The organism is Microcoleus sp. Pol7_A1 (genome assembly GCF_036701085.1).
Lineage (GTDB): Bacteria > Cyanobacteriota > Cyanobacteriia > Cyanobacteriales > Microcoleaceae > Microcoleus > Microcoleus asticus.
Genome location: NZ_JAUBQD010000084.1, coordinates 1 through 23,207, shown reverse-complemented (window position 1 = coordinate 23,207; position 23,207 = coordinate 1). Strand labels below are relative to the sequence as shown.

General features: G+C 46.1%; 25 protein-coding genes and 1 rRNA gene. 15 read left to right on the top strand and 11 right to left on the bottom strand.

The window, feature by feature from the left end:
* Positions 1 to 138: 138 nt before the first annotated feature.
* Positions 139 to 522 carry a hypothetical protein gene (locus tag QUA20_RS28875; protein ID WP_333193515.1) on the bottom strand — a complete coding sequence of 128 codons (384 nt, stop codon included), beginning with the start codon at positions 520 to 522 and terminating at the stop codon, positions 139 to 141.
* On the opposite strand from QUA20_RS28875, the gene ppsA reads away from it, so the two are divergent.
* Entirely contained in the window at positions 512 to 3,208 is a 2,697-nt protein-coding gene (gene ppsA / locus QUA20_RS28870; protein WP_333193513.1) for a phosphoenolpyruvate synthase, read from the top strand. The genes QUA20_RS28875 and ppsA overlap by 11 nt on opposite strands.
* Positions 3,209 to 3,268: 60 nt before the next feature.
* Here ppsA and QUA20_RS28865 read toward each other — a convergent pair whose 3' ends face one another.
* The 5 genes from QUA20_RS28865 to QUA20_RS28845 form a co-directional block, all read right to left on the bottom strand.
* Positions 3,269 to 3,454, bottom strand: coding sequence for a DUF5615 family PIN-like protein (locus tag QUA20_RS28865; protein ID WP_333193510.1), 186 nt, complete (start codon positions 3,452 to 3,454; stop codon positions 3,269 to 3,271).
* Complete coding sequence (locus QUA20_RS28860; RefSeq protein WP_333193508.1) at positions 3,451 to 3,681, bottom strand: DUF433 domain-containing protein; 231 nt, start codon at positions 3,679 to 3,681, stop codon at positions 3,451 to 3,453. Before QUA20_RS28860 ends, QUA20_RS28865 begins: the two co-directional genes overlap by 4 nt.
* Before the next feature lie 293 nt (positions 3,682 to 3,974).
* Positions 3,975 to 4,802 (bottom strand): TIGR02452 family protein, encoded by an 828-nt coding sequence (locus QUA20_RS28855; protein ID WP_333193505.1) that lies wholly within the window; start codon positions 4,800 to 4,802, stop codon positions 3,975 to 3,977.
* Between the two features lie 90 nt (positions 4,803 to 4,892).
* Positions 4,893 to 5,804 carry a GTPase Era gene (gene era / locus QUA20_RS28850; RefSeq protein WP_333193517.1) on the bottom strand — a complete coding sequence of 304 codons (912 nt, stop codon included), beginning with the start codon at positions 5,802 to 5,804 and terminating at the stop codon, positions 4,893 to 4,895.
* A gap of 68 nt (positions 5,805 to 5,872) precedes the next feature.
* Positions 5,873 to 6,046, bottom strand: a complete 174-nt coding sequence (locus QUA20_RS28845) for a hypothetical protein (RefSeq protein WP_333193502.1) — start codon at positions 6,044 to 6,046, stop codon at positions 5,873 to 5,875.
* 267 nt (positions 6,047 to 6,313) lie between these two features.
* Here QUA20_RS28845 and QUA20_RS28840 point away from each other — a divergent pair, with 267 nt between their 5' ends.
* Complete coding sequence (locus QUA20_RS28840; protein ID WP_333193500.1) at positions 6,314 to 6,745, top strand: hypothetical protein; 432 nt, start codon at positions 6,314 to 6,316, stop codon at positions 6,743 to 6,745.
* A 440-nt stretch (positions 6,746 to 7,185) separates the two neighbouring features.
* Here the strand turns inward: QUA20_RS28840 and QUA20_RS28835 are convergent, their stop codons facing one another.
* A complete protein-coding gene (locus tag QUA20_RS28835; protein ID WP_333193499.1) occupies positions 7,186 to 7,458 on the bottom strand; it encodes a hypothetical protein in 273 nt (90 codons plus the stop codon).
* Between the two features lie 252 nt (positions 7,459 to 7,710).
* Here QUA20_RS28835 and QUA20_RS28830 point away from each other — a divergent pair, with 252 nt between their 5' ends.
* The 3 genes from QUA20_RS28830 (at position 7,711) to QUA20_RS28820 (ending at position 10,012) form a co-directional block, all read left to right on the top strand.
* Complete coding sequence (locus QUA20_RS28830) at positions 7,711 to 8,268, top strand: NUDIX hydrolase (RefSeq protein WP_333193498.1); 558 nt, start codon at positions 7,711 to 7,713, stop codon at positions 8,266 to 8,268.
* Positions 8,269 to 8,452: 184 nt separating this feature from the next.
* Positions 8,453 to 9,208 carry an ATP-binding cassette domain-containing protein gene (locus tag QUA20_RS28825; protein WP_333193495.1) on the top strand — a complete coding sequence of 252 codons (756 nt, stop codon included), beginning with the start codon at positions 8,453 to 8,455 and terminating at the stop codon, positions 9,206 to 9,208.
* Positions 9,209 to 9,361: 153 nt separating this feature from the next.
* Positions 9,362 to 10,012, top strand: a complete 651-nt coding sequence (locus QUA20_RS28820; protein WP_333193492.1) for an ABC transporter permease — start codon at positions 9,362 to 9,364, stop codon at positions 10,010 to 10,012.
* Between the two features lie 285 nt (positions 10,013 to 10,297).
* Here QUA20_RS28820 and QUA20_RS28815 read toward each other — a convergent pair whose 3' ends face one another.
* Entirely contained in the window at positions 10,298 to 10,909 is a 612-nt protein-coding gene (locus QUA20_RS28815; protein ID WP_333193489.1) for a DUF1802 family protein, read from the bottom strand.
* 126 nt (positions 10,910 to 11,035) lie between these two features.
* Between QUA20_RS28815 and QUA20_RS28810 the strand changes: the two genes are divergently transcribed.
* The 9 genes from QUA20_RS28810 to QUA20_RS28770 all read left to right on the top strand — a co-directional run bounded on the left by QUA20_RS28810 (position 11,036) and on the right by QUA20_RS28770 (position 18,610).
* The gene (locus QUA20_RS28810; protein ID WP_333193487.1) at positions 11,036 to 11,995 is read left to right on the top strand and encodes an aldo/keto reductase; all 960 of its coding nucleotides are present in this window, start codon (positions 11,036 to 11,038) and stop codon (positions 11,993 to 11,995) included.
* A gap of 326 nt (positions 11,996 to 12,321) precedes the next feature.
* The gene (locus tag QUA20_RS28805) at positions 12,322 to 14,193 is read left to right on the top strand and encodes a serine/threonine-protein kinase (RefSeq protein WP_333193485.1); all 1,872 of its coding nucleotides are present in this window, start codon (positions 12,322 to 12,324) and stop codon (positions 14,191 to 14,193) included.
* A 25-nt stretch (positions 14,194 to 14,218) separates the two neighbouring features.
* Positions 14,219 to 14,785 carry a GNAT family N-acetyltransferase gene (locus QUA20_RS28800; RefSeq protein WP_333193483.1) on the top strand — a complete coding sequence of 189 codons (567 nt, stop codon included), beginning with the start codon at positions 14,219 to 14,221 and terminating at the stop codon, positions 14,783 to 14,785.
* Positions 14,786 to 14,810: 25 nt separating this feature from the next.
* Positions 14,811 to 16,055: an RNA polymerase sigma factor gene (locus tag QUA20_RS28795; protein ID WP_333193480.1), complete on the top strand. Its 1,245-nt coding sequence runs from the start codon at positions 14,811 to 14,813 to the stop codon at positions 16,053 to 16,055.
* Positions 16,056 to 16,144: 89 nt separating this feature from the next.
* Positions 16,145 to 16,504: a YciI family protein gene (locus QUA20_RS28790; protein ID WP_172189497.1), complete on the top strand. Its 360-nt coding sequence runs from the start codon at positions 16,145 to 16,147 to the stop codon at positions 16,502 to 16,504.
* 176 nt (positions 16,505 to 16,680) lie between these two features.
* The gene (locus QUA20_RS28785; RefSeq protein ID WP_333193479.1) at positions 16,681 to 17,133 is read left to right on the top strand and encodes a nuclear transport factor 2 family protein; all 453 of its coding nucleotides are present in this window, start codon (positions 16,681 to 16,683) and stop codon (positions 17,131 to 17,133) included.
* A 37-nt stretch (positions 17,134 to 17,170) separates the two neighbouring features.
* Positions 17,171 to 17,602 carry a YciI family protein gene (locus QUA20_RS28780; protein ID WP_333193476.1) on the top strand — a complete coding sequence of 144 codons (432 nt, stop codon included), beginning with the start codon at positions 17,171 to 17,173 and terminating at the stop codon, positions 17,600 to 17,602.
* A 91-nt stretch (positions 17,603 to 17,693) separates the two neighbouring features.
* Positions 17,694 to 18,104, top strand: a complete 411-nt coding sequence (locus tag QUA20_RS28775; protein WP_333193474.1) for a VOC family protein — start codon at positions 17,694 to 17,696, stop codon at positions 18,102 to 18,104.
* 98 nt (positions 18,105 to 18,202) lie between these two features.
* A complete protein-coding gene (locus QUA20_RS28770) occupies positions 18,203 to 18,610 on the top strand; it encodes a VOC family protein (protein ID WP_333193472.1) in 408 nt (135 codons plus the stop codon).
* A gap of 324 nt (positions 18,611 to 18,934) precedes the next feature.
* On the opposite strand, the gene QUA20_RS28765 is transcribed toward QUA20_RS28770, so the two are convergent.
* From QUA20_RS28765 to QUA20_RS28755, 3 genes are all read right to left on the bottom strand, one after another.
* The gene (locus QUA20_RS28765; protein ID WP_333193469.1) at positions 18,935 to 19,870 is read right to left on the bottom strand and encodes a branched-chain amino acid ABC transporter permease; all 936 of its coding nucleotides are present in this window, start codon (positions 19,868 to 19,870) and stop codon (positions 18,935 to 18,937) included.
* Positions 19,871 to 20,034: 164 nt separating this feature from the next.
* Positions 20,035 to 20,985: a branched-chain amino acid ABC transporter permease gene (locus tag QUA20_RS28760; RefSeq protein ID WP_333193467.1), complete on the bottom strand. Its 951-nt coding sequence runs from the start codon at positions 20,983 to 20,985 to the stop codon at positions 20,035 to 20,037.
* A 152-nt stretch (positions 20,986 to 21,137) separates the two neighbouring features.
* Positions 21,138 to 22,394 carry an ABC transporter substrate-binding protein gene (locus tag QUA20_RS28755; protein WP_333193466.1) on the bottom strand — a complete coding sequence of 419 codons (1,257 nt, stop codon included), beginning with the start codon at positions 22,392 to 22,394 and terminating at the stop codon, positions 21,138 to 21,140.
* Positions 22,395 to 22,878: 484 nt separating this feature from the next.
* Here QUA20_RS28755 and QUA20_RS28750 point away from each other — a divergent pair.
* Positions 22,879 to 23,207: ribosomal RNA gene (locus QUA20_RS28750) — 16S ribosomal RNA — on the top strand; the annotation flags it as partial.

Genomic DNA, 23,207 nt, shown 5'->3' with positions numbered 1-23,207 from the left:
TTTTAAATCATCCAAATCTTCCTTCAGTCTTGTCTTATGGTACTCTGGCTGCTTAAAAACTGTCCGGAGTATTGTTAGATTAGAGTGGATAGAACACCCTCGGCGATCGCAAAAATCGAGACATTCATCAGAACTTCTTCACGCACGAATAACTGTAACCGTTCGCCCCATTGGTGTCAGATGAATTTCAGTATTCAATCGCTCTTCTAATTCGAGCGCATTGTCGCGTCGATCGAATATCACCAACCACCCTTCATCTTGTCCCAATCGAGCCAAATATCCATCTAACTGTTCCAACCCTTTACGCAACGGATCGACTTTCCGAGTTCGCCAAACCTTCAGTTCAATTCCCAATGTTACCTCACCATAACGCAAACATAAATCCATTCTGTCGCGTCCAATGGCATATTCCCGCTCCAATGTTCCCCCACCATTAATCACTCGATGCAGAAATGCCATCAACACTAAATGAGGGGCTATTTCGGGATAAGATGCACTTTTGAGTGTCGAGTTGAAGTACAATACTCCGGTAAATCATTTTAGCCCGAAGGATGTCATCAAAATTATCAAAGAAGGCATTGCCACAGGAGGTAAATATATGAGTTCCTATGTGCTTGGTTTTCAGGACATTGACAAAACAAAAATCATGCTTGTTGGGGGTAAAGGCGCAAACCTGGGGGAACTTTCCAAGATTGAAGGAATCCGCGTACCGGATGGCTACTGTATTTCTACTGAAGCCTTTAAAAGAATCATTGGGGAAACGTCGTCGATTAACGAATTACTCGATCGCTTATCCCTTCTAAAAGTGGAAGACCGGGATAAAATCGGTGAACTTAGCGGTGAGATTCGTAGGGTCATCGAAGGGATAGCCATTCCTCAAGACATTAATGAAGAGATCGCCCGCCTCCTCTCCAGGCTTGATGAAAAAAATGCCTGTGCATTACGATCCAGCGCAACTGCAGAGGATTTACCGACGGCCTCTTTTGCAGGCCAGCAGGATACGTATTTGAACATTATCGGAAAGGAGGCAATCTATCAGCATATCAGCAAGTGCTGGGCATCGCTATTTACCGAGAGAGCAGTAATTTACCGCCTTCAAAACGGCTTCGATCACCGTAAAGTCCACCTGTCTGTGGTTGTTCAGAAGATGGTCTTCCCGCAGGTGGCAGGAATTTTGTTTACTGCAGATCCCGTCACTTCTAATAGAAAAGTGTTATCCATTGATGCCAGCTTCGGACTTGGCGAGGCCTTGGTCTCCGGCCTGGTGAATGCCGATAACTATAAAGTGTGTAACGGCACGATTGTCGATAAGAAGATATTTACCAAGAAACTGGCTGTTTATGCCTTAAAAGATGGCGGTACGAAAGAACAGGAAATTGAGCCTGAGCAGCAGAACAGGCAAGCGCTGACGGATGAGCAGATTGTACAGCTTGAGCGCACGGGCAGAAAGATCGAAGAACATTTCGGCTGTCCCCAGGACATCGAATGGTGTTTGGTTGATGATACATTTTATATTGTCCAGAGTCGGCCAATCACTACTTTATACCCCATCCCTGAAGCGAACGATCGGGAAAACCACGTCTATGTATCTGTCGGTCACAACCAAATGATGACCGATGCCATGAAACCATTGGGATTGTCTTTTTTCCTGTTAACGACCCATGCACCCATGCACACTGCTGGTGGAAGGTTATTTGTTGATGTTACAGCGGCGCTGGCTTCACCTGTCAGCAGAGAAACTGTATTAAACGTCACATTGGGAAAATCCGATCCGCTCATGAAAGACGCACTTACAACCATCATAGAGCGGGGAGATTTTATAAAATCGTTACCCGACGATCGGAGTCTCGGCAAAAGCAGTAAAGGTCGATCGCCTGCTGATTTTCAAACCCTAAACGACTACGATCCGGCGATTGTTGCTGATTTGATTCAACAGAGTCAAACCTCTATCGAAGCGTTAAAACAAACCATCCAAACGAAATCAGGATCGGATGTGTTTGATTTTATCCTGGAAGATATCCAGCAATTAAAGAAGACCAACTCTGATTCACAAAGTTTTGGTGTGCTTATGACTGGTATGAATGCTTCCTCCTGGATCAATGAGAAAATGATGGAGTGGTTAGGTGAAAAGAACGTAGCAGACACGCTTTCTCAATCCGTATCCAACAATATTACTTCGGAAATGGGTCTGGAGTTGTTGGATGTTGCCGATGTGATTCGCCCGTATCCAGAAGTAATCAATTACTTGCAACATCTAAAAGACGATAGCTTTTTGGATGAGCTGGTTAAGCTTAATGGTGGACAGGAAGCCCAGGACGCTATCTATGCTTTTCTCAACAAATACGGAATGCGATGTGCCGGAGAAATCGATATTACTAGAACTCGTTGGAGCGAAAAACCAACGACACTTTTTCCCATAATCCTTAGTAACATCAAAAACTTTGAGCCTGGTGCCGGCAAGCGGAAATTTGAGCAGGGGCGACAGGCGGCTTTGAACAAAGAACAAGAGTTGTTAGAACGATTGAAGCAATTACCCGATGGTGAACAAAAAGCCAAAGAAACAAAGCGGATGATCGGTCTAGTCCGGAATTTCGCAGGCTATCGTGAATATCCAAAATACGGCATCGTTAATCGCTACTTCGTTTATAAGCAGGCGTTGCTGAAAGAAGCCGAACAACTCGTACAAGCCAACGTTATTCATGAAAGAGAGGATATTTACTACCTCACTTTTGAAGAACTGCACGAAGTTGTACGCACAAATAAACTGGATTACCAGATCGTCAGCAAACGAAAAGACGAGTACAGATCATTTGAAAAACTAACTCCCCCACGTGTTCTCACTTCTGATGGTGAAATGATTTCCGGTGCGTACAAACGAGAAAACCTCCCGGCTGAAGCTATTGTAGGCCTGGCTGTTTCTTCCGGAGTTATAGAGGGACGAGCACGTGTCATCCTAAACATGGAAGACGCCGATCTAGAAGATGGAGATATATTAGTCACCTCGTTTACTGACCCTAGCTGGACACCATTATTTGTATCCATAAAAGGTCTAGTCACCGAAGTTGGTGGACTGATGACTCATGGAGCAGTTATCGCACGTGAATATGGCTTACCGGCAGTTGTCGGAGTAGAAAATGCGACCAAACTGATCGAAGATGGGCAACGAATTCGCGTACATGGAACAGAAGGGTATGTAGAAATCCTTTGACACTCCCCGACCTGAAAGTACGGGGATTCTTAAGACATTTCTGTCAAAATATCCCTATTGCTAGGGTTCCCAGGCTGACTGCGTTTGCACTAAGAAGTGCGCAGTCATATCTTTTGCATAATCCCAAACTATTAGGTCGATCGTTGCTTTCATTCCCACATCTCGAACGTGAAGCGAATTTGGGAAAATATCGCTCAAACGATTCGGCAACTTGGGCGACAAATTTTCATCAAAAAGTAATTTCATGCCGATAAGGGATTGGTCATAAACCGACGCTCGCGGTCAGCAGCATAAGCAATGCAGGCTTTTAAATCTTCTCGCGTCAGATCGGGAAAATCGTCGATAATTTCTGCTTCGGTCATATCGGAAGCCAGGTACTCAAGCACTTCATAAACCGTAATTCGCAAGCCGCGCACACAAGGCTTACCACCGCGTTTATTTGCTTCGATCGTGATGTGGTTTCGGTAGTTCATAGTGGGAATTTTTGAGAATCTCCTAGTTTGAGGTTTGGCGAAAAGATTGGATCTACTAGCTTATTGTAGGGGTGCGCGATCGAAGCGTATCTATTTATTCTACCAATTTTCTGTAGGTAAAGCTCTCGATCGAGCTTCCGAATCATCTCCAAGGTCAGGCAGTGTTTGCGAGATAACGCTCCCAATCGCCTGCTAAAAACTACCTCAAACTCCAGCCGATGACCTCCTGAAAGTCGGCGTGCGTTGGGATTGTTAGAGGCATTGACGACAGCGAGGCTGAGAATGCAATACTTTTACTTAAATCTATTTTTAAATGCCTTCAATGTATCCTTACTCTTAGCCGAATCGTATATACCAAAAACTACACGATCGAAACATCCATGAAATCGCGGACTCTCAAGCCACTGACCAAAAGCATCTGCTACCATACTGGCATCGTTGCAAAACACGCCACACCCCCATGCACCGAGTAACAACGATCGATGTCCATTATCTTGTGCCACCGCAAGTACATATCCAGCACGTCGCCGCAATGCTTTTTCAATATGGGGAAGCGCATTGGGATCGCGACGCAATACTTGACCTGCATTTGGTGCGGGCGCAGTAATAACAGATGCTAAAAAATAATCATCGAGCAATTCACGACTGCGGATTCTAAACCAAGGAACTTTTGGAGAATAAATCAGGTAATCGGTGTAAAGAAGAGAATCTTGCGATCGGTTTGCTTCATAATACTCGGGCTGTGTCAATTGACAGGGATATAACCCGGAACAGCGAGCCAAATCTTCTTCTTGTGCTTTTGCACCATTAATAAATCCGCCACCAGGATTTCGAGCGGAGGCATAGTTTAGGAGCACGAGATCGCGGCAATCTTCACCTTTTACCAAACGGTAGGCGGCTACTTGAGTGGTCTCATCGGTAACTTCCACCAACAGACTCTGTTTCGCATCACATTGCGTATTTTGCAATAAATTTTCAACTTCTTCGGGTCGATACAACTTAGTATTTTTCTCTGCCAGCTTCTGCTCGGTAGCAAAATTAATAAAATGGCCGTGCTTTGAAATGAACTCGCCTTTTTCTAGAATCTGTAATGTTTCCTTGGCTATACCTGTTAACGACATACACTCCTCCTTGGTGGTTTCTATGAAGTTCTCAACTCTGCTTCTGAGCACATCAGGATTAAGAGAGGGAAACTGCTAACAGATAAAGTTTTATTCTTCTACCCGATAGCCCAATTCGGCTAAACGGGTGCGCGACTGCCGCCACTTCGGCTGCACCTTGACAAATAACTCCAAATATACTTTGCCTTCAATTAACTTTTGAATCTGTTCGCGGGCCGCACTGCCGATCAACTTGAGCATACTGCCGCTTTTACCGATTAAAATGCCTTTTTGGGAATCCCGTTCGACGTGAATTGTCGCCAGAATGCGGGTAATTTTTGCTTCTTCTTGAACAATGTCGATCGCGATTGCTACGGAATGCGGCACTTCTTCCCGCGTCAGCAGCAAAATCTGTTCCCGAATCAATTCGCCCATAATAAAGCGTTCCGGCTGGTCAGTCACCAAATCTGGCGGATAATAATAAGGCCCAACCTCCAAATGTTCGATTAACAATTTTTGCAGCGACTCGACACCCTCGCCCGTGAGAGCGGAAAATTTCACTACAGGCCACTCAGGATTGACAATTTGCTCGTAAGTTCGATCGATCAACACGCAATCCGACGGTTGTTCGTCCAACTTATTCATCCCAAAAATCACCGGAATGCCGATATTGCTGAGAATTTCGACAATATATCGATCGCCCCCTCCCGATTCCACCGAACCATCCACCACAAACAGCACCACATCCACCGACTTAATCGCGGTGCGGGCATTCTGCACCAAAACCTTGCCCAATTCGTGGTGAGGCTTGTGAATTCCGGGAGTATCTACAAAAATAATTTGTGCTTCAGGTGTCGTCAGGATGCCCCGCAGCCTGTTGCGCGTCGTCTGAGACACCGGCGAAGTAATTGCAATTTTCTGCCCCACCAACTGATTCATCAGCGTTGATTTTCCGACATTCGGGCGTCCGACAATACCCACAAAGCCCGATTTGTAACCCGCCGGAGCCACGGGAACACCCATAATGTCCGATACGTCGATAAATTTACTATCTTCCACTAAAATCACCTATTTTCAAGCCCCTTCTGTGTCTATTGTCGCCTGAAAATACTCAAACGCCCATCGATGCACTCTAGCATCTTTCTCGCCCTGGTATAGCCCGCAACACTCAAACCTCGATCGAGCAGCAAACCAGTGTTAAAACGTGATACGCGATCGGTCAAACTTGATATCTGAGACAAAATTTGATAAAGTTCCAATGACATCGATCAAAAATGACTCATTCTGGTAAAACCGACTCCCCAATGCTGTAACAACTTCAGATGTGTAAATATCTAACTCAACTGAAACTTTTCTACAGTTTGTCAGGCAAACCAGTTTTAACATTTTTGAGAATGTTGGGTAATAAATTAGCTGCGTTGAGTTCAAACTCAAAAGCTCAATATCATCAGGCGCTTTCTCAATAAAAGCGAGTGTCTTTTAATCGTACCTAAATTAGTGCTAATCGTCATAAAGTTGAGGAGATGAATCGGATGAAATCGAAATTATTTTGGAGTTTTTGCACCGTTTTGGTAGCAAGCTTGCCTGTTCCCGCCTTGGCTCAAACAAGCCCTCCAACCAGCCCTCAAGCAGGTTTTGACTACAAGGGTGGCTCGATGAAATACCAGTTGCTACCGGGCAGAATCCAGGACAGAACCTTGCCCAAAGCCTTTGACTTTCCAATTATTACCAATGTTGCTACTGACACTAGCATCACCTCGGATTACCTAATTACCGATCAGTTTAGCGCCCCAGCGGGTCGTACAGAATACACCGGAGCTCTCACCGCATGGGCAGCATCAATCAGAGAATGTCTCGCCAAACAACCACTCTTGATTCGAGCCAGCACCAAGAATCCGGTTCAGATTAATGGCAGAGTAGGCACGATTGTTAGAAACGTAAATAACCGTGCAGTTTGCAGATAAACCAGCAATATCACGGCGGCTAAATTGACCGTAATTGCTGTAGGGACGGGTTCACCAATATCTCCAATGCAAGCATCGATACAGTAAACCCCTCACCGCGACGATATAGTGGTCAATCGACCCCACTTGATATAACTTCCAGTGTCTGAAGACAAAAACTAGAGAGTGTTTTTAAACAAAAAGAGCAATAGAAAACCTATTGCTCTTTTTGTTAGTGAAATTTCAATTAATATCTATTAGGACTTATATGATGTCCGCTAAAACGACATCATATAAGAGGTTTGCAGAGAGGAATGCAAGTCCTTATCAAACTTTGAGGACTTGCATTCCTCACTGCAAACGACATAATTACGCAGAAACCAGCTTTTGTCCAAAAAATCCCGTGGAACCAGAGGGATATGGATTTTAACACCCGGTTTATGAAAGTTTGTCTGCGTAATTCACGATTTAGTAGCGCAAAATTCATGTTTACTCAGTAAAATTTCGCCATAATCAGGAATCCAAGCCAGCCACTTTTCATCAGAACATTCACACAACAGCCACGCTTCGTCAAAGCTGAATGCTGTTGGCGGATTGAATAATTTAACCCACATAGAAGGAGCCAATTTTGGTGCAGGTACGGCGCAGCCAAATTTTTCCCAGTCGCGGGCACTGGCGAAGCTTCCTGGCGTTCCTTGGGATTGCCAAGTACGAATATCTGTTTGCAGTTGCATAACTACTCCTGTCTAGCTAAGAGTCTGCACCAGGGCGCGGTTGAAACAACCCAGAGCGAAGGCGCAGATAAACTTTGATTATGTAGTCTATGTTACCGAATTATCTAGGCGAATGTGTAGGGTTGTAGCAAAAATTAACAATCGAGAGGAAAAAACTGGTTCAAAGCTGAAAAGGTCGCTCTTTTATTGTTGGGTTCGGCAACGATCGCCTACCATAGCAAACAACATCTGATTTATTTCAAAAATTCCCACATGAACCAAACTGCCAAATCCCAGTGGAAAACTCTAGACCGCTTTGTAGAAATCAACTCTCATTGGGTAAAACTAATCGCCGAACATCTCGAAACAACCGAAGGAAAAACAGTAGAATATTGGCGAGTAGAAAGAGCAGATTCAGTTGTAATCTTGACAATTCAAGCTGACAAATTTGTGTTTCCTTCACCCATGTATCGCCCCGGCGTAGCAGAAGCAACCCTGGATTTTCCCGGCGGTCGCGTACCAGCCGAAGCCACGCCAGCAGAGGCTGTTCCAGCTATAATTCAGAGGGAACTAGGCGTGACAGAAAGCGCGATCGCCCGCATCGAACCGATCAACACCATTGGCTGGGCAATAAACAGTTCCTTCTCCAATCAAAAACTCTACGGTTTTGTTGCAGAATTGCACCCGACAGCAACAGTAAGCCCCGAACTTATCGGTGCTGCATATCCTGCCACCCCAGACGGAATTCGCGACTTGCTCAAAAAATTAACTTGCCTCCAATGTCGAGCCTTACTGCTAGAATGGCAAAATCAAGTCGATTTTAGATTTTAGATTTTAGAATTGGGAATTGTCCCCCGATGCTCGCTGATTTGAATTTTAGGACTTACGCTCATAAACCCGGTTTCTCTGACAAATCTTGGGTTAAGCAGTAAAATATCTAAGAAAAAAACCGGGTTTATATCACCTTGTCTGTAAGTTCTAAAATTATTGAAAACCCAAATCACCGGAACTAATCATGCCTCTCAATAATGAAGTTGCTGTCGAATGTCTCGACGTGACATATCGCCTCAACCGCAGGCATTTAGTAGACAAACTCAATTTCAAAGTGCTGCAAGGAGAAGTTTTAGTATTGCTGGGACGCAGCGGGAGTGGCAAAACTACTACCATGAAATTGATTAACAATTTACTAACGCCAAGCAGCGGCGAAGTTCTTGTCATGGGAAAACCGACAACTCAGTGGAACCCAATTCAACTGCGCCGAAAAATTGGTTACGTGATTCAAGAAATCGGTTTGTTTCCCCATTTTACCGTCGAGCAAAACGTCGGTTTAGTGCCAAAATTAGAAGGTTGGGATGGCGATCGCATTCAATCTCGCGTCCGTAAACTGTTAGAATTAGTCAACCTCGACCCCCAGCACTTCGCCAAACGCTATCCCCATCAGTTATCCGGCGGACAGCGGCAGCGGGTGGGCGTCGCTAGAGCACTGGCGGCTGACCCTCCGATATTGTTAATGGATGAACCGTTTGGTGCTTTAGACCCGATTACTCGTCTGGAATTGCAGCGGGAATTCGGTCAATTGCAGCAGCAACTGGGCAAAACAGTGATTTTTGTGACTCACGGCATTCAAGAAGCTTTTTTGTTAGCTTCTAGAATAGGTTTGATGCAAGATGGACGGTTGATTGAATTGGCATCCCCCGATGATTTTCTGAAATCTCACCATCCAGAAGCTCGCGCATTTCTTGAATGTTTGCAATTACCCGGGACTGGGTAATAATATGATGTGCGATCGCATCATTCGTTTATGGCTATGGGTCGGTTTTTGAAGCTGATGGCGGGAAATTAAAGATATTGGCGAACCGACTCCTACGAGATATTTGATTATAGCAAAATTTACAGTTGTCAATTCCTAATTACTAATTTCCACATGATGCAATTTATGAATCGGTATGGTGCGGAGATAGTTCAGCGCGCGACCGAACACTTATATTTAGTAACTGTTGCAATTTTTATCGCTATTAGTCTGGGGATTCCCCTCGGGATTTTAGTCACCAGAAAACCAAAATTGAAAAAGCCCATTTTGGGATTTGCTAATATTATGCAAACAATTCCCAGTTTAGCTTTGTTTGGCTTGCTAATCCCGGTGCCGATAGTGGGTGGAATAGGCGATAACACGGCAATTATCGCCCTCACTCTGTATTCTTTACTGCCTATTATCCGCAATACTTATACCGGTATTGTCGGCGTCGATCCAGCGATTACGGAAGCCGGGAGAGGGATGGGAATGACTGATATGCAACTGTTATGGCAAGTGGAAATTCCCCTGGCACTGGGCGTGATTCTGGCGGGCGTGCGAGTTGCCGCAGTAATTGCGATCGGACTGGCAACGATTGCGGCTGCAATTGGTGCCGGTGGCTTAGGCGTATTTATTTTTCGGGGCGTTGCTACAGTCAACAATCAGTTACTTTTGGCTGGGGCAATTCCGGCGGCTTTGATGGCATTAGCGGCGGATTTTGGGCTGGGCTTAATAGAAGGGCGACTCTCGAAAACTGCATTAAAAACTATTAATGATGACTAACTTCCTCACTACAAAATTTGCGGATAAAATTTTAATCTGACTGATAGCCAACCTTCTTCTGAAGATCGATCGCGATTTCACAGTAGCCATTCTGTAGCGTCTGGATGCTTCATTGTAGGTGACTTACGCCCGCTGACTGATGAAACCCGATTTCTTCCTATATTTATCGTTCCTCCTCGTAAATTTTAGTAAAAACCGGGAATAAGCGCCCATGCGTAAGCCCTGAAACTGTCCGAAGTGTTGATACATTCTATCTACTTTCAACAAATTAGATGCGCCGAAAATTCAACCCCTCAGCGTTGTGACTTTCTGCAAACCAGAATCATTCGGAGGATTCGCGATCAGATTGCGGATTTCATTTGACCGTGCAATGTACTCTCCATCGCTCAAAACAGCTTGGCTTCCCTCCAGCGAAATAGGATCTGCCAAATCGATCCAAGAACGGCAACCGCCGTATTCAGGAATGTACGGAATTTCTCTGGTTTCTGCAAGGCGATAAGTCCGCAGCAATAAAATATAAATTGGCTGATTTTGTTTCCATTTCAGGCGATCGCTGACAAACTTTTTATTCCAAATATGGTAAGGAAACAGCGCAGTAATTGCCGGTTCCCAAGCTACCAAAAAAACATCGGTAATCTCCGCCCAACTGCCAATTCTAATAATTTCCGGATGCCAACCAGATTCTACAGTTTTTACCTGACTCGCAAAATCCGGTTTTAATAAATCAGGCTGTTGGTGTTCAAAAGTGGGATACAGCAAAACCTGTTTGTCACTGACATTGAACTGTCCGGCTTGCTCGCGAATTCCGCCCTTCCGCAACAGCACAATCGTTTGACCTTGTTCCAAAGCATTAACTGCTACATTCCATTCTTTCAGTGCGCGAGTAGTTGATTTCATAGGAATTTAGTCTTGTTTTAACAATAGTAACAAAATCGGTACTCTCAAGCAAGTACAGCAACTTTTTTCTGTTAAAATTAGATAGCTTGAGGGTGAATACTAAAAATCTAAATCAGGACTTAGGGTATGCAAAAGCGACAATTGGGGACATCACAAATTCAGATTACCCCGATAATTATGGGGACTTGGCAAGCTGGCAAGCGGATGTGGGTGGGAATTGAGGATGCTGAAACTGTCAAAGCAATGCGCGCCGCTTTTGAGGCGGGTATTACCACCTTTGATACGGCTGAGGCTTACGGAGAAGGGCATTCGGAACAAATTATCGGTCAAGCACTTTCAGATGTGCGATCGCAAGTAGTTTATGCTAGCAAAGTTTTCGCCAACCACCTGAAACCAGATTTGTTAATCGAAGCCTGCGATCGATCGCTAAAAAACCTCAACACCGATTATATCGACCTTTACCAAATCCACTGGCCCGCTGGCACTTGGAATTCCGAGTTAGTGCCAATTGCAGACACAATGGACGCCCTGAACAAGTTAAAAGAACAGGGAAAAATTCGGGCGATCGGCGTTTCCAACTTCTCCCGCGCCCAAATAGAAGAAGCAGCCCAATACGGACGCATCGACAGCTTGCAACCGCCATATTCTCTGTTTTGGCGCTGGGTAGAAAAAGATGCTATGTCCTATTGTGTGGACAATCATATCTCAATCATTGCCTATTCATCTCTAGCTCAAGGAATACTGACAGGTAAATTCGGGCCAGAACACAAGTTTGAAGAAGGCGACCACCGCGCCAAAAATAAGCTGTTCATCAAAGAAAATTACGACCGAGTGCAAACAGCATTAAATCAACTCAGGCCAATTGCCGATCGCCACCAGACAAGCTTAGGAAATTTAGCTTTAGCTTGGTTGATTTCCCAGCCGCAAACAAATGCAATTGTCGGCGCGCGCGACGGGGAACAAGCAGCCGAAAATGCTAAAGCTGCTGAGGTAAAATTGAGTGAAGAGGAATTAAAAGAGATTGACGCGATCGGGCGAACCGTCACCGATCGTTTAGACGATAACCCCGTTATGTGGAATTTCTAAAATAGTTTATTCAGGACTAGCAAAACCTCTATATGTAAGGTGCGCAGTGTGCACCTTACCCCTATAAGTAGCGCGTAAAACCACTCTGAGAATAAGTTATATAAATTTTATATAATAGTCGGGCAAGAGGTATAATATTTACTGCCTAGTACAAATATTCAAAGACATAAAATCTAAAATCCTTACTCCCAAATCCCAAATCTAAAAACTAAAATCTAAAGAGGTATAATATTTACTGCCTAGTGCAAATATTCAAAAACATAAAATCTAAAATCCGTAATCCCAAATCCCAAATCTAAAATCTAAAATCTAAAATCTAAAATCGAATGAGTTACTGCCTAAACCCCAACTGTTCCAAGCCGCAAAACCCTCCCGCAGCCAAAATTTGCCGAAATTGCCGTTCTAAACTGCTGCTGCGCGATCGCTACCGGGCTATAAAGGCGATCGGACAAGGTGGCTTTGGCAGAACCTTTCTCGCCGTTGACGAAGACAAACCCTCAAAACCCCGCTGCGTCATCAAACAATTTTTACCCGCAGAAACCCAACTCATCCCATCAGCAAGCAATCGCAACAGCAAAAAAGCAGCCGAACTTTTTGAACAAGAAGCAATGCGATTAGACGAATTGGGAAAACACCCTCAAATTCCCGAATTGTTAGCCTATTCCATCCAAGACAGCAGACAATATGTAGTCCAAGAATTTATTGACGGGCAAAATTTAGCACAAATTGTAGAAACAGAAGGCACATTTAGACAAAATCAAATTCAAGACTTACTCAATAGCTTATTACCCGTCCTTCACTTCATCCATTCCCACAACGTTATTCATCGAGACATCAAACCCGGAAACATCATCCGCCGCGCCGACAAACAATTAGTTTTAGTAGACTTTGGCGCTGCCAAAATTGCCACAGGTACAGCATTACTCAAAACAGGAACCAGCATCGGCAGCCCCGAATACATCGCCCCCGAACAGGCCAGAGGCAAAGCATTTTTTACCAGCGATTTGTACAGTTTAGGCGTAACTTGTTTGTATTTGCTAACTCAAGTGTCCCCTTTTGACCTATTCGATCCTGGTGAAGATGCCTGGATATGGCGGCAGTATTTGGCAAACAACCCGGTGAGTGAAGAACTCGGTAAAATTTTAGACAAAATGATTGCAAATGCTACCAACCGCCGCTATCAAACGGCTGTTGAAGTATTAAAAGAAATTAATCCCCAAGTTGCGATCGATCTAGCAATCCCTCAAACAAATTCCAAGTTAGTTAAACCAGGAAAAACTCCTGCCCCGCCCCAACAGCCAACCTATAACTGGCAATGCCTTCACACCCTCACAGGTCACAAAAACTTAATTTACTCTGTTGCTTTCAGCCCCAACGGAGAAGTTGTAGCCAGCGGCAGCGATGACAAAACAATCAAGCTGTGGGGAGTTGAAGACGGGCAAGAAATTGTCACCCTCACAGGACACGCTAACTCGGTTTATACAGTAGTTTTCAGCCCGGACGGACTGATGCTAGCCAGCAGCAGCCACGACAAAACTGTCAAACTTTGGCGGATGAAAGATGGACAAGAAATCCGCACCCTGATCGGTCACAGTAACTCAGTTTACGGCGCAGCTTTCAGTCCCGATGGCGAAATTATTGCTAGCAGCAGTTGGGACCAAACAATCAAGCTTTGGCGAGTCAAAGACGGGCAAGAAATTCGCACGCTTGCGGGTCACACCAATTTAGTTTATTTTGTGGCTTTTAGCCCTGATGGAGAAACTCTTGCTAGCTGCAGTTGGGACAGAACCGTCAAAATTTGGCGAGTGAAAGATGGGAAGCTAATTCGCACGCTTACAGGTCATACAGACTCCGTTCGCTGCATAGCTTTTAGTCCAAATGGAGAGTTTTTGGCTAGCGGCAGTCATGACAATACTATTAAGATTTGGTGGGTCAAAGATTGGCAAGAAGTTTTAACTATCACAGGACATTCTTGGTATGTTGATTCTATTGCTTTTAGTCCCGATGGCGAGATTTTGGCTAGCAGCAGCAATCAAACTATCAAGAGTTGGCGAGTGAAAGACGGTCAAGAAATTTGTAATATTGCTGGTCATACTAACTCGGTCTATTCGGTTAATTTTAGCCCGGAAGGAGAGTTTTTGGCTAGCGGCAGCAGTGACAAAACTATTAAGATTTGGCAGAATATGATGTTTGTTTAATTGCCCATAATTAAAGTTGTAAATCATGATAAAAATTGTAACCAAAAGATTTCTGCTGCGTGACTTTGTAGATTCCGATCGATCGCCATTCTTGGACTATCAAGCCGATCCGCGCAACCTGACATTTTACGAACCCGATCGCTCTAGCCCCGACCATGCAGCACGCCTATTCGAGATGTTTCAGGCATGGGCTGACGATCGCCCTCGACTCAATTACCAACTGGCGATCGTACAACGACAGGAACCTTACGCGCTTGTCGGTTGCTGTGGACTGCGGGGAGAGTTGTGCGAAACTGGCGAGATGGAATTTGGTCTAGAACTGGCACCAGCCTATTGGGGGCGATATGCCTACGCGATCGAGGTGGGGCGTGCGCTGCTCGACTTTGGGTTCGCGGAACTGAATCTGAAGGCGATCTCCGGGTCTACCGTGAGTGCAAATACCCGGATCGCTCGGTTGGCGGAGTGGATAGGAGCAGAGGTGGTTGCTACCCGCCCAGGGTCATCATGGATGTCCGATCGCGGTTGGAGCGAGGTCGATTGGCGGATTGCACGGGCGCAATGGGAGCATCGTACTCTGCGGCACGGCCGATAATATATTTTTGTTTTGTGAACGCTTTATGAATGAGACAGCAGCCAATCAAATCCGTCAGCAGGTGGAAGCTGTGTACCGATCCGAGTCGCGCCGCGTTTTAGCCACCCTGATCCGCTTGCTCGGTGACTTCGATCGCGCCCAAGAGGCGATGCACGAAGCCTTCGCTGCGGCTGTAGCGCAATGGCCCCGCGACGGCATTCCCGCTAACCCGCGATCGTGGCTTGTATCTACGGGTCGCTTTAAAGCGATCGACACCATCCGGCGTCGCGCCCGCTTTGATACGCACTTGGCAGAACTCGCTCAACAACTCGAGCCGAGTGACACCACAATCGAGGATGACGAGGACGTTGAGGACGATCGCCTGCGCTTGATTTTCACTTGCTGTCATCCGGCCCTGTCGCCAGAAGCTCAGGTGGCGTTGACGCTGCGGGAAGTTTGCGGACTCAGTACCGAGGAAATTGCCAGCGCCTTCCTGATTGCTCCCCCCACGTTGGCGCAGCGGATCGTGCGGGCCAAGGCGAAGATCCGCGACGCACGCATTCCTTATCAAGTGCCATCGAAAACCGATTTGCCCGATCGATTGGACACCGTGCTTCAAACGATCTACCTGGTGTTTAACGAAGGGTACGCGGCCTCATCTGGCAGATCGCTGACGCGGGCAGATCTCGCTGACGAAGCGATCCGTTTGGGACGGCTGGTAATGGAACTGTTGCCAGACTCCGAAGTAATTGGACTCCTGGCGCTGATGCTGCTGCAAGAATCGCGGCGCACCGCACGCACTTCCTCCACAGGCGACCTCATCCTTCTAGAAGACCAAGATCGATCGCTCTGGAATCAAGCACAAATTTCTGAAGGCAGGTTACTGGTGCAGCAATCGCTATCATCGGGACGGTTTGGTTCGTACACGCTTCAGGCTGCGATCTCAGCGGTGCATTCAGAGGCCCAGAGTGCTGCTGCAACGGACTGGGCGCAGATTGTGGGCTTATACGACCTGCTCGTGCAATTAGAGCCGTCGCCCGTTGTTGCCTTAAATCGGGCGGTAGCAGTGGCAATGCGTGATGGCCCCTTAGCGGGACTGCAATCGATCGACCAAATATTAGCGCGCGGCGATTTGGCAGACTACCATCTGGCACACTCCGCGCGAGCCGATTTGTGTCGGCGGCTGGGCAGAACGGCTGATGCCAGAGAATCCTACCAAAAGGCGCTGGCGATCGTGAAACAGGAACCAGAGCGTCGTTTTCTCGAAAAACGCGTTCGCGAGTTAGGCTGAAAACATTTTTTGCTTTGCTGTCGATTTGCAGCCTCGCCGAATGACTACTCAATGAAGGCGACTATCTCAGATCGAATTTTGGAGTAACGATGAAATACATATTGCTGATTTACAGCGACGAAAATGCCTGGACTGAAAGCGAGCTGCAGCAATGCTACGCAAAGTCTTTGCAGCTAACCCAAGAACTGCAAGCGAACGGTCAATACTTGGGTGCTTCGCCGCTACACTCGATCGCCACAGCAACCAGTATTCGAGTGCGTGACGGCAAAAAACTTGTCACCGATGGGCCGTTTGCGGAGACGCGCGAACAACTCGGCGGCTACTTTCTGATCGATGCCCAGGATCTTGACGAAGCGATCGCGATCGCAGCACGCCTACCAAGCGCCAGTAAAGGTACGGTGGAAATTCGCCCGATCGTGGAACTGTCGGGCTTGCCATCAGACCAGTAGTTGCTGTCAGTACCGCTCAAGGCAGGCTTCCACATCCGCACTGACAAACTTTTCCAGAAAAAATGTTCAACTTGTCGATCGCGCGCACTTCTATTCGACTAGATGGTAGAGCAAGGGTTAGCAGTTTTCAATCTGCGCCCGGAAAACCAATCGACATCAATTAAGGAGATACCACTATGACTATGACAACCGAAATCACCAAAACACAAGACGAAGCCCAGATTCGACAAGTCATCGCAGATACGGCCAGTGCCATCTGCGCCAAAGACCTCGATCGCATCATGGCGCACTACGCCCCAGATGTGATTATTTTCGATGCAATACCGCCGTTCCAAACCAAAGGTGCAGATGAATTTCGACGGACGTGGGAGGCGTGCCTGCCTTGCTTCCCGGACTCCTTCGGGATTGAGATGCGAGACCTCAGCCTTACCGTGAGCGGTGATTTGGCGATCGCGCACTGGCTTTTTCAGTTCACAGGGATGCCAAAAGATCACCCTGGGGCGCAGATGTGGATGCGAATGACCTCTGCGTGCCAGCGGAAGCAGGGCAGATGGCAGATTGTGCACGAGCATTGCTCTGTCCCCTTCGATCCAGAAACGTCTCAAGCCGTTTTGACGAGCGCACCTTAGCCCAGCTCAACAACCACAAACAAAAGGAGATTTCACTATGAAAGTCATGGTTCTAGTCAAAGCTACCGAAGACTCAGAGGCAGGCGTCATGCCCAGCGAACAGCTTCTGACGGAAATGGGGGAATACAACGAAGCATTGGTCAAGGCGGGAATTATGCTCGCTGGCGAAGGGCTACATCCCAGCTCAAAAGGAGCGCGGGTGAGGTTTTCAGGCACAAATCGCAGCGTGACTGACGGGCCGTTCACAGAGACAAAAGAGCTGATTGCCGGATACTGGATCTGGCAAGTGCAGTCGATGGAGGAAGCGATCGCCTGGGTCAAACGCTGCCCCAACCCGATGCCAGGAGAATCCGAGATCGAAATTCGCCCGATCTTTGCAGCAGAGGACTTCGGCGAATCCTTGACGCCCGAACTCAGGGAACAGGAAGAACGCATTCGGGCGGAGGCAGAACAACTCCAGCGTTCTTGAGGGCATAAATACTGCCTAACTTTTTGTTCGGCAGCCACATCCTTTCCCGTGAATGGATTGCTCGATCGACTATTAACCAAAGGAGTACATGATGCAATCGAATATTTATCTCTTTTTTGACGGTGAATGCGAAGCTGCATTTAAATTCTACGAACAGTGTTTAGGTGGCAAAATCGACGGGATGATGACCTATGGGGATGCGCCCATGTCTGAGGAAATTCCCTCCGAACAGCGCGATCGAATCATGCACGCCAACTTAACTGTTGGTGAAATGGTATTGATGGGTTCTGACACTCCACCCGATTCCTTTAACAAACCACAGGGATTCTCTGTGAATCTTCAATTTGACGATCTGGTCGAAGCGGAGCGGATCTTTCAAAAATTGGCAGAAAACGGAACGGTAAAGATGCCATTCCAAGAGACCTTCTGGTCTACCCGTTTTGGAATGCTTGTCGATCGATTTGGCACACCGTGGATGATTAATGTCCAGCCAGCTACCTAACTTTTTCAAGTTTGCTCACAGGCGTTACTCTTCAATTCAAACATTAGCGAAAAATCGTTAATGTTTCACCTTGCGATCGAAGTTAAAAAGGAGAAAACATGGCTACTAAAATTTTCGTGAATTTACCCGTCAAAAATCTCGATCGGTCTGTCGAATTTTTTACTAAACTTGGATTCAGTTTTAACGCCCAGTTTACTGACGAAACTGCCACTTGTATGGTTGTGAGCGAAGACATCTTCGTCATGCTTTTGACAGAAGCGAAGTTCAAGGAATTTACACCCAACCCAATTTGCGATGCCACCAAGAGTACAGAAGTGCTGGTGTGCTTGTCTTCCGAGAGCCGAGAAGAAGTGGATGAAATGATTCGCAACGCAGTTGCTGCTGGCGGAACGACCTACAATGAACCGCAAGACTACGGATTTATGTATAGTCATGGCTTTCAGGATTTAGATGGCCACATTTGGGAAACTATGTTCATGGAACCCAGCGCAGTCAATCCAGGTTAGGCATTTTCTATCTGCTTCCTGAAAACAATACAAAGCTCTTCTCAATGGGTCCGAGTTAGTGATTGCATTGAGAAGAGCGCTCGAATATCCAAAAAGACCGCATAAACCATGAATTAATCATCTAAACCAGTTGGGTACAACTGCGTTTCGCCGTATTTCGTTGTCGATGGTTTAGCAGAAACATCGCATTTCTCATCTGAGTATTGCCAGCGATCGAACTGAGGCGGTTCCCCAATGAATCGGGAAAGCAGATCGACTCTGAAGTCCGCATCAACGATAGGGTAGTGATGATTGCTGAGGTCGGCGATGGCTGGCCATCCTTTTTTAAACAGAAGTACGATCGGCCTTTTTAAATTTCTTCAACAACTCCGGCGTCACCAAACCTTGCGGAAAAAATATCGTCCCCAAAACAATCAGCAAGCCAAAAATAATTAAACGTCCATCCCGCAGAAATTGCGCCAACCAAATCGGCAATCCCTGAATAGTTGCGATCCCCCTCAAAACCTCCGGCAAAGCAGTAAACACCATCCCACCCAAAACTGCTCCCAGAAACGTTCTGCTACCACCAATCAACACAGAAGTCAAGTAAATAATACTAGCATCAAAAGTACCTTGACGGGCGTTCCAAGTATTCAGAAAATGAGCGCTAACTGCACCCACAACACCAGCTAAAACAGCACCTAACGTGAAAGCCAAAACCTTATAAAAAGTTGGGTTAATGCCGATCGCATCAGCCGCCAACTCATCAGCGCGGATCGCCGCAAAAGCCCGCCCCACCCGAATCCGTTCCAGCCGATACACAATCGCCATACTTACCAACAGTAAAGGTAGTACAATCCACAAATACTCGATCGGCGTCGCAAACGGTTGCGGAATCCCAAAAATGCCCACAGCCCCGCCAGTGATGTCCAGATTCAGCGATAAAACCCGCAAAATTTCCACAAAAGCAATAGTTGCGATCGCCAAATAAATCCCACTCAACCGCAGCGCCGGAATTCCCACAAAAATCCCCAGCAACCCCGAAACAATCCCTGCAATTATCATCTCTAATAACAACAACGGCAGTGGAAATAAACCCCCTGTCTGTTGAAACACCGTCGTAGACAAAATCGCCGCAATATACCCACCCAAAGCATAAAAACCAGGGCTAGCCAGAGACAATTGTCCAGTCATTAGAGGCAAATAAAGCGACATTCCCAACATTGCACCCAGCAACATCGAGACAATCAAAAACCCATAAGTAGTAAAAAATTCATTCATAACTTTTTTTATTTCTTAGTCTCTTGGAGAGGGACTTAGTTTGACTATTAAGCGATTTCAATCGCCGAATTTTCTGACACCTTTTAAATCAAACACCTCTATTTCTTAGTCTCTTGGAGAGGGACTTAGTTTGAGTCTTAAGCGATTTCAATCGCCGAATTATCTTACACCTTCTGAATCAAACGCCGTCCCAACAAACCCTGCGGTCTAACCAATAGCATAATAAACAATATAGCAAAAGCAACAGCATCCTTATAAGCAGAAAAATCACCAGGCACAAAAGCCTCCACCAAACCAATTATAAAACCTCCCAAAACTGCCCCAGGAATACTCCCCAACCCACCAAGTACAATCACCGCCAAACCTTTCAAACCAAAAGCAATACCAAAATATGGCCCAGCAATACTCACACTAGAACCCACCAAACTCCCCGCCAAACCCGCCAGAAAACTGCTCACAAAAAACGTCAATACAATGTACCTATCAGTATCAATCCCCAATAAACTAGAAGTAGTCGCATCTTCAGCCACAGCCTGCATTGCTTTGCCAAATTTAGTAAAATTTATTAAGTAAGTTAAGACAGCCACAATCGCAACTGATACCGCAAAAATTACTATTTGAACAGTCCGAATCGGAATAGGTTTATCCGCTGTCCCGAAGTTAATGGCAGCAGGTAAATAGCCGTAAGTGTTAGCAGGAAAAGTGTAAATTTCCGCACCGACAAGATATTGGATGATATTGGCGATCGCAACAGCTACACCCAAACTAGAAACCACAGTCAGCAGAGAATCAGAGTGTCGCCGGCGCAAAGGCAAAAAAGCCACTCTTTCAACAATTACTCCCACCAAACCAGCCATGACACTTCCCAAAATTAACGCCACAGCAAAAGGCAAATCCACGGGAATTCGAGCGTTAGCCCACAATCCATTAAAACCGAAAGCACCTCCCATCAGCGCATAAGTGAAATAAGCACCCAACGTAAATACTGCACTGTGAGCAAAATTAATAATTCCCAAAATAGAAAACACCAGCGTGTATCCCAGGGCAAAAATCGCATACACGCTGCCGATCGACAAACCATTCAAAAATTGTTGCAAAAACAGAGTTAAGTCCATCACCCGTTAAAAATTGACCATGAAAGCCAAATCATTCAACAACAAATACGCCACGGATTTTCTCTCTTTCCTCTTACTTATTCGGTTTTCTTGACATCTGTTAACTCCGTTAACTCTGTCTATGCAATCCGTTGCCGAACTTTCCTCTGCCATCATTTCAAAAACTCAAACTTACCATTATTGCCATCCGCCTCCATCTTAATCCGTGCCACATAAAACTCTTTCTGATTAATCTCCCCTTCAGGCGTAAAAGAAATTTCCCCCAAAGGAGTATCGTACTTTCCACCCAACAACTGCTGATTCAAATTTGTACGCAATTCTGCCAAAGAATTTTGGCTAACTTTCGACTTAGCATTAAGTGCCTTTAATGACTCAACAAAAACTTGTACGCCAGTAAAAGCTTGAGCGCTAAATTGAGGCGGTTCCTTCTTAAATTGAGCGCGATAAGCATCGCGAAAAGCCTTATTAACTTCATTTTCATATTCCGGGCTGTAGGCTTGGGCAATCAAAACTCCATCACAAAGTGCTTTACAAACTGCAAAGACATTAGAAGTATTCAGACCGTTGCCCCCAATGATAACGCCTTTGTATCCCAACTCCCGCAACTGCTTAATTAAATTGCCTCCATCTGCGGCTAACCCAGAAATAATTATCAAATCGGGATTGACATTTATCGCATTAGTGGCTTGAGATTGAAAATCTGTATCAGTAGTCAAGAATTTTTGAACTGTTGCCAATTCCAGTCCCATATCTTTAACCGTTGTCTGAAAAGTTCCAGTCTCAGATTTGCTAAAAGCATCATTCTGAGCAAAAAACACGGCTACTTTCTTAATATTGGGATTTTGCTTCAGTGCAGCTTTCACCGCATTAGGTGCTACTACGGCGACAGGCGCGGAGACTCTGGCAACATAATCGCCAATCTGGGGAATGCCTTTAGCGGTGTTGGATGGTCCGAGTACGGGAATTTTTGCGCGATCGGCGATCGGATCGGCACTAAAAGCTTGTTGTGACAGGGTTGGCCCTACAATACCAACCACCTTATCCTGATTGATCAGAGTATTGAAAGCATTAATCGTCCCTTGTTCGTCTCCACCCGTATCTTGGAATACCAGTTTAATCGGCGTCCCATCCACACCGCCCTTATCGTTGAAATATTTCTCAGCAATTTTTGCCCCAGCCACCTGTTCCTGACCCAGTAAAGCCACATTGCTAGTTTGGGCCACCCCAATACCTATAGATATAGTGTTGGAACTACTCCCAGGTAAACCCTCTGGCGAAGCACCGGGAGATGGGGAAGTCGCCGGAGATACTGTAGTAGAGGTTTGGGGAGTGTTCGTCTGACTGCAAGCCAGCAGCAGTGAAGCGCAGGTAATGAATAAGCCACTAGGGCGGGCTGTAGGTTTTTTCATGGGCGGGCGATCGAACATCTATATATAGAACATCTACACGTAGAGATATTCTACCCATACGCGGTAGATACTCCCCTCAAAAGTCCAATCTTGGCAAAAAAAAAGACCCAAGCCATAAAGAGGAGTCAGCCAGGGGATGGCCAAGCGGTGGTTAAGAGCCAAAACCCTGACGGTGTATGGCTTCCCAAAAAACTTTAAAATATTTTGGCAAAACGCTTGACAACTCTGGGGAGAGTTGATACATTAATAAAGCGCCAGAAGGGAAGCGGTTCACTGAACCGCCAACTAAAGGCAAAAAACTGAACCTAGAAAAAAGAATAGTTTGAAAGCTTAAAGCACTATTAACCTCGTCAAAAAAATCAAGGTAGAGAGTAAAAGCGAGAGCTGATACTCAATATCGCAAACAACGAGAAAAAAGTCAAGGGAAAAAAACCAGCTTCAGGGCTGAGTGGAAAGAACTTGACGAGCCTTAAAAGAACTCAACAACACGGAGAGTTTGATCCTGGCTCAGGATGAACGCTGGCGGTCTGCTTAACACATGCAAGTCGAACGGAGTAGAAATACTTAGTGGCGGACGGGTGAGTAACGCGTGAGAATCTGCCTTCAGGACGGAGACAACAGTTGGAAACGACTGCTAAGCCCCGATGTACCGCAAGGGAAAATATTTATAGCCTGAAGATGAGCTCGCGTCCGATTAGCTAGTTGGCGGAGTAAAAGCCCACCAAGGCGACGATCGGTAGCTGGTCTGAGAGGACGATCAGCCACACTGGGACTGAGACACGGCCCAGACTCCTACGGGAGGCAGCAGTGGGG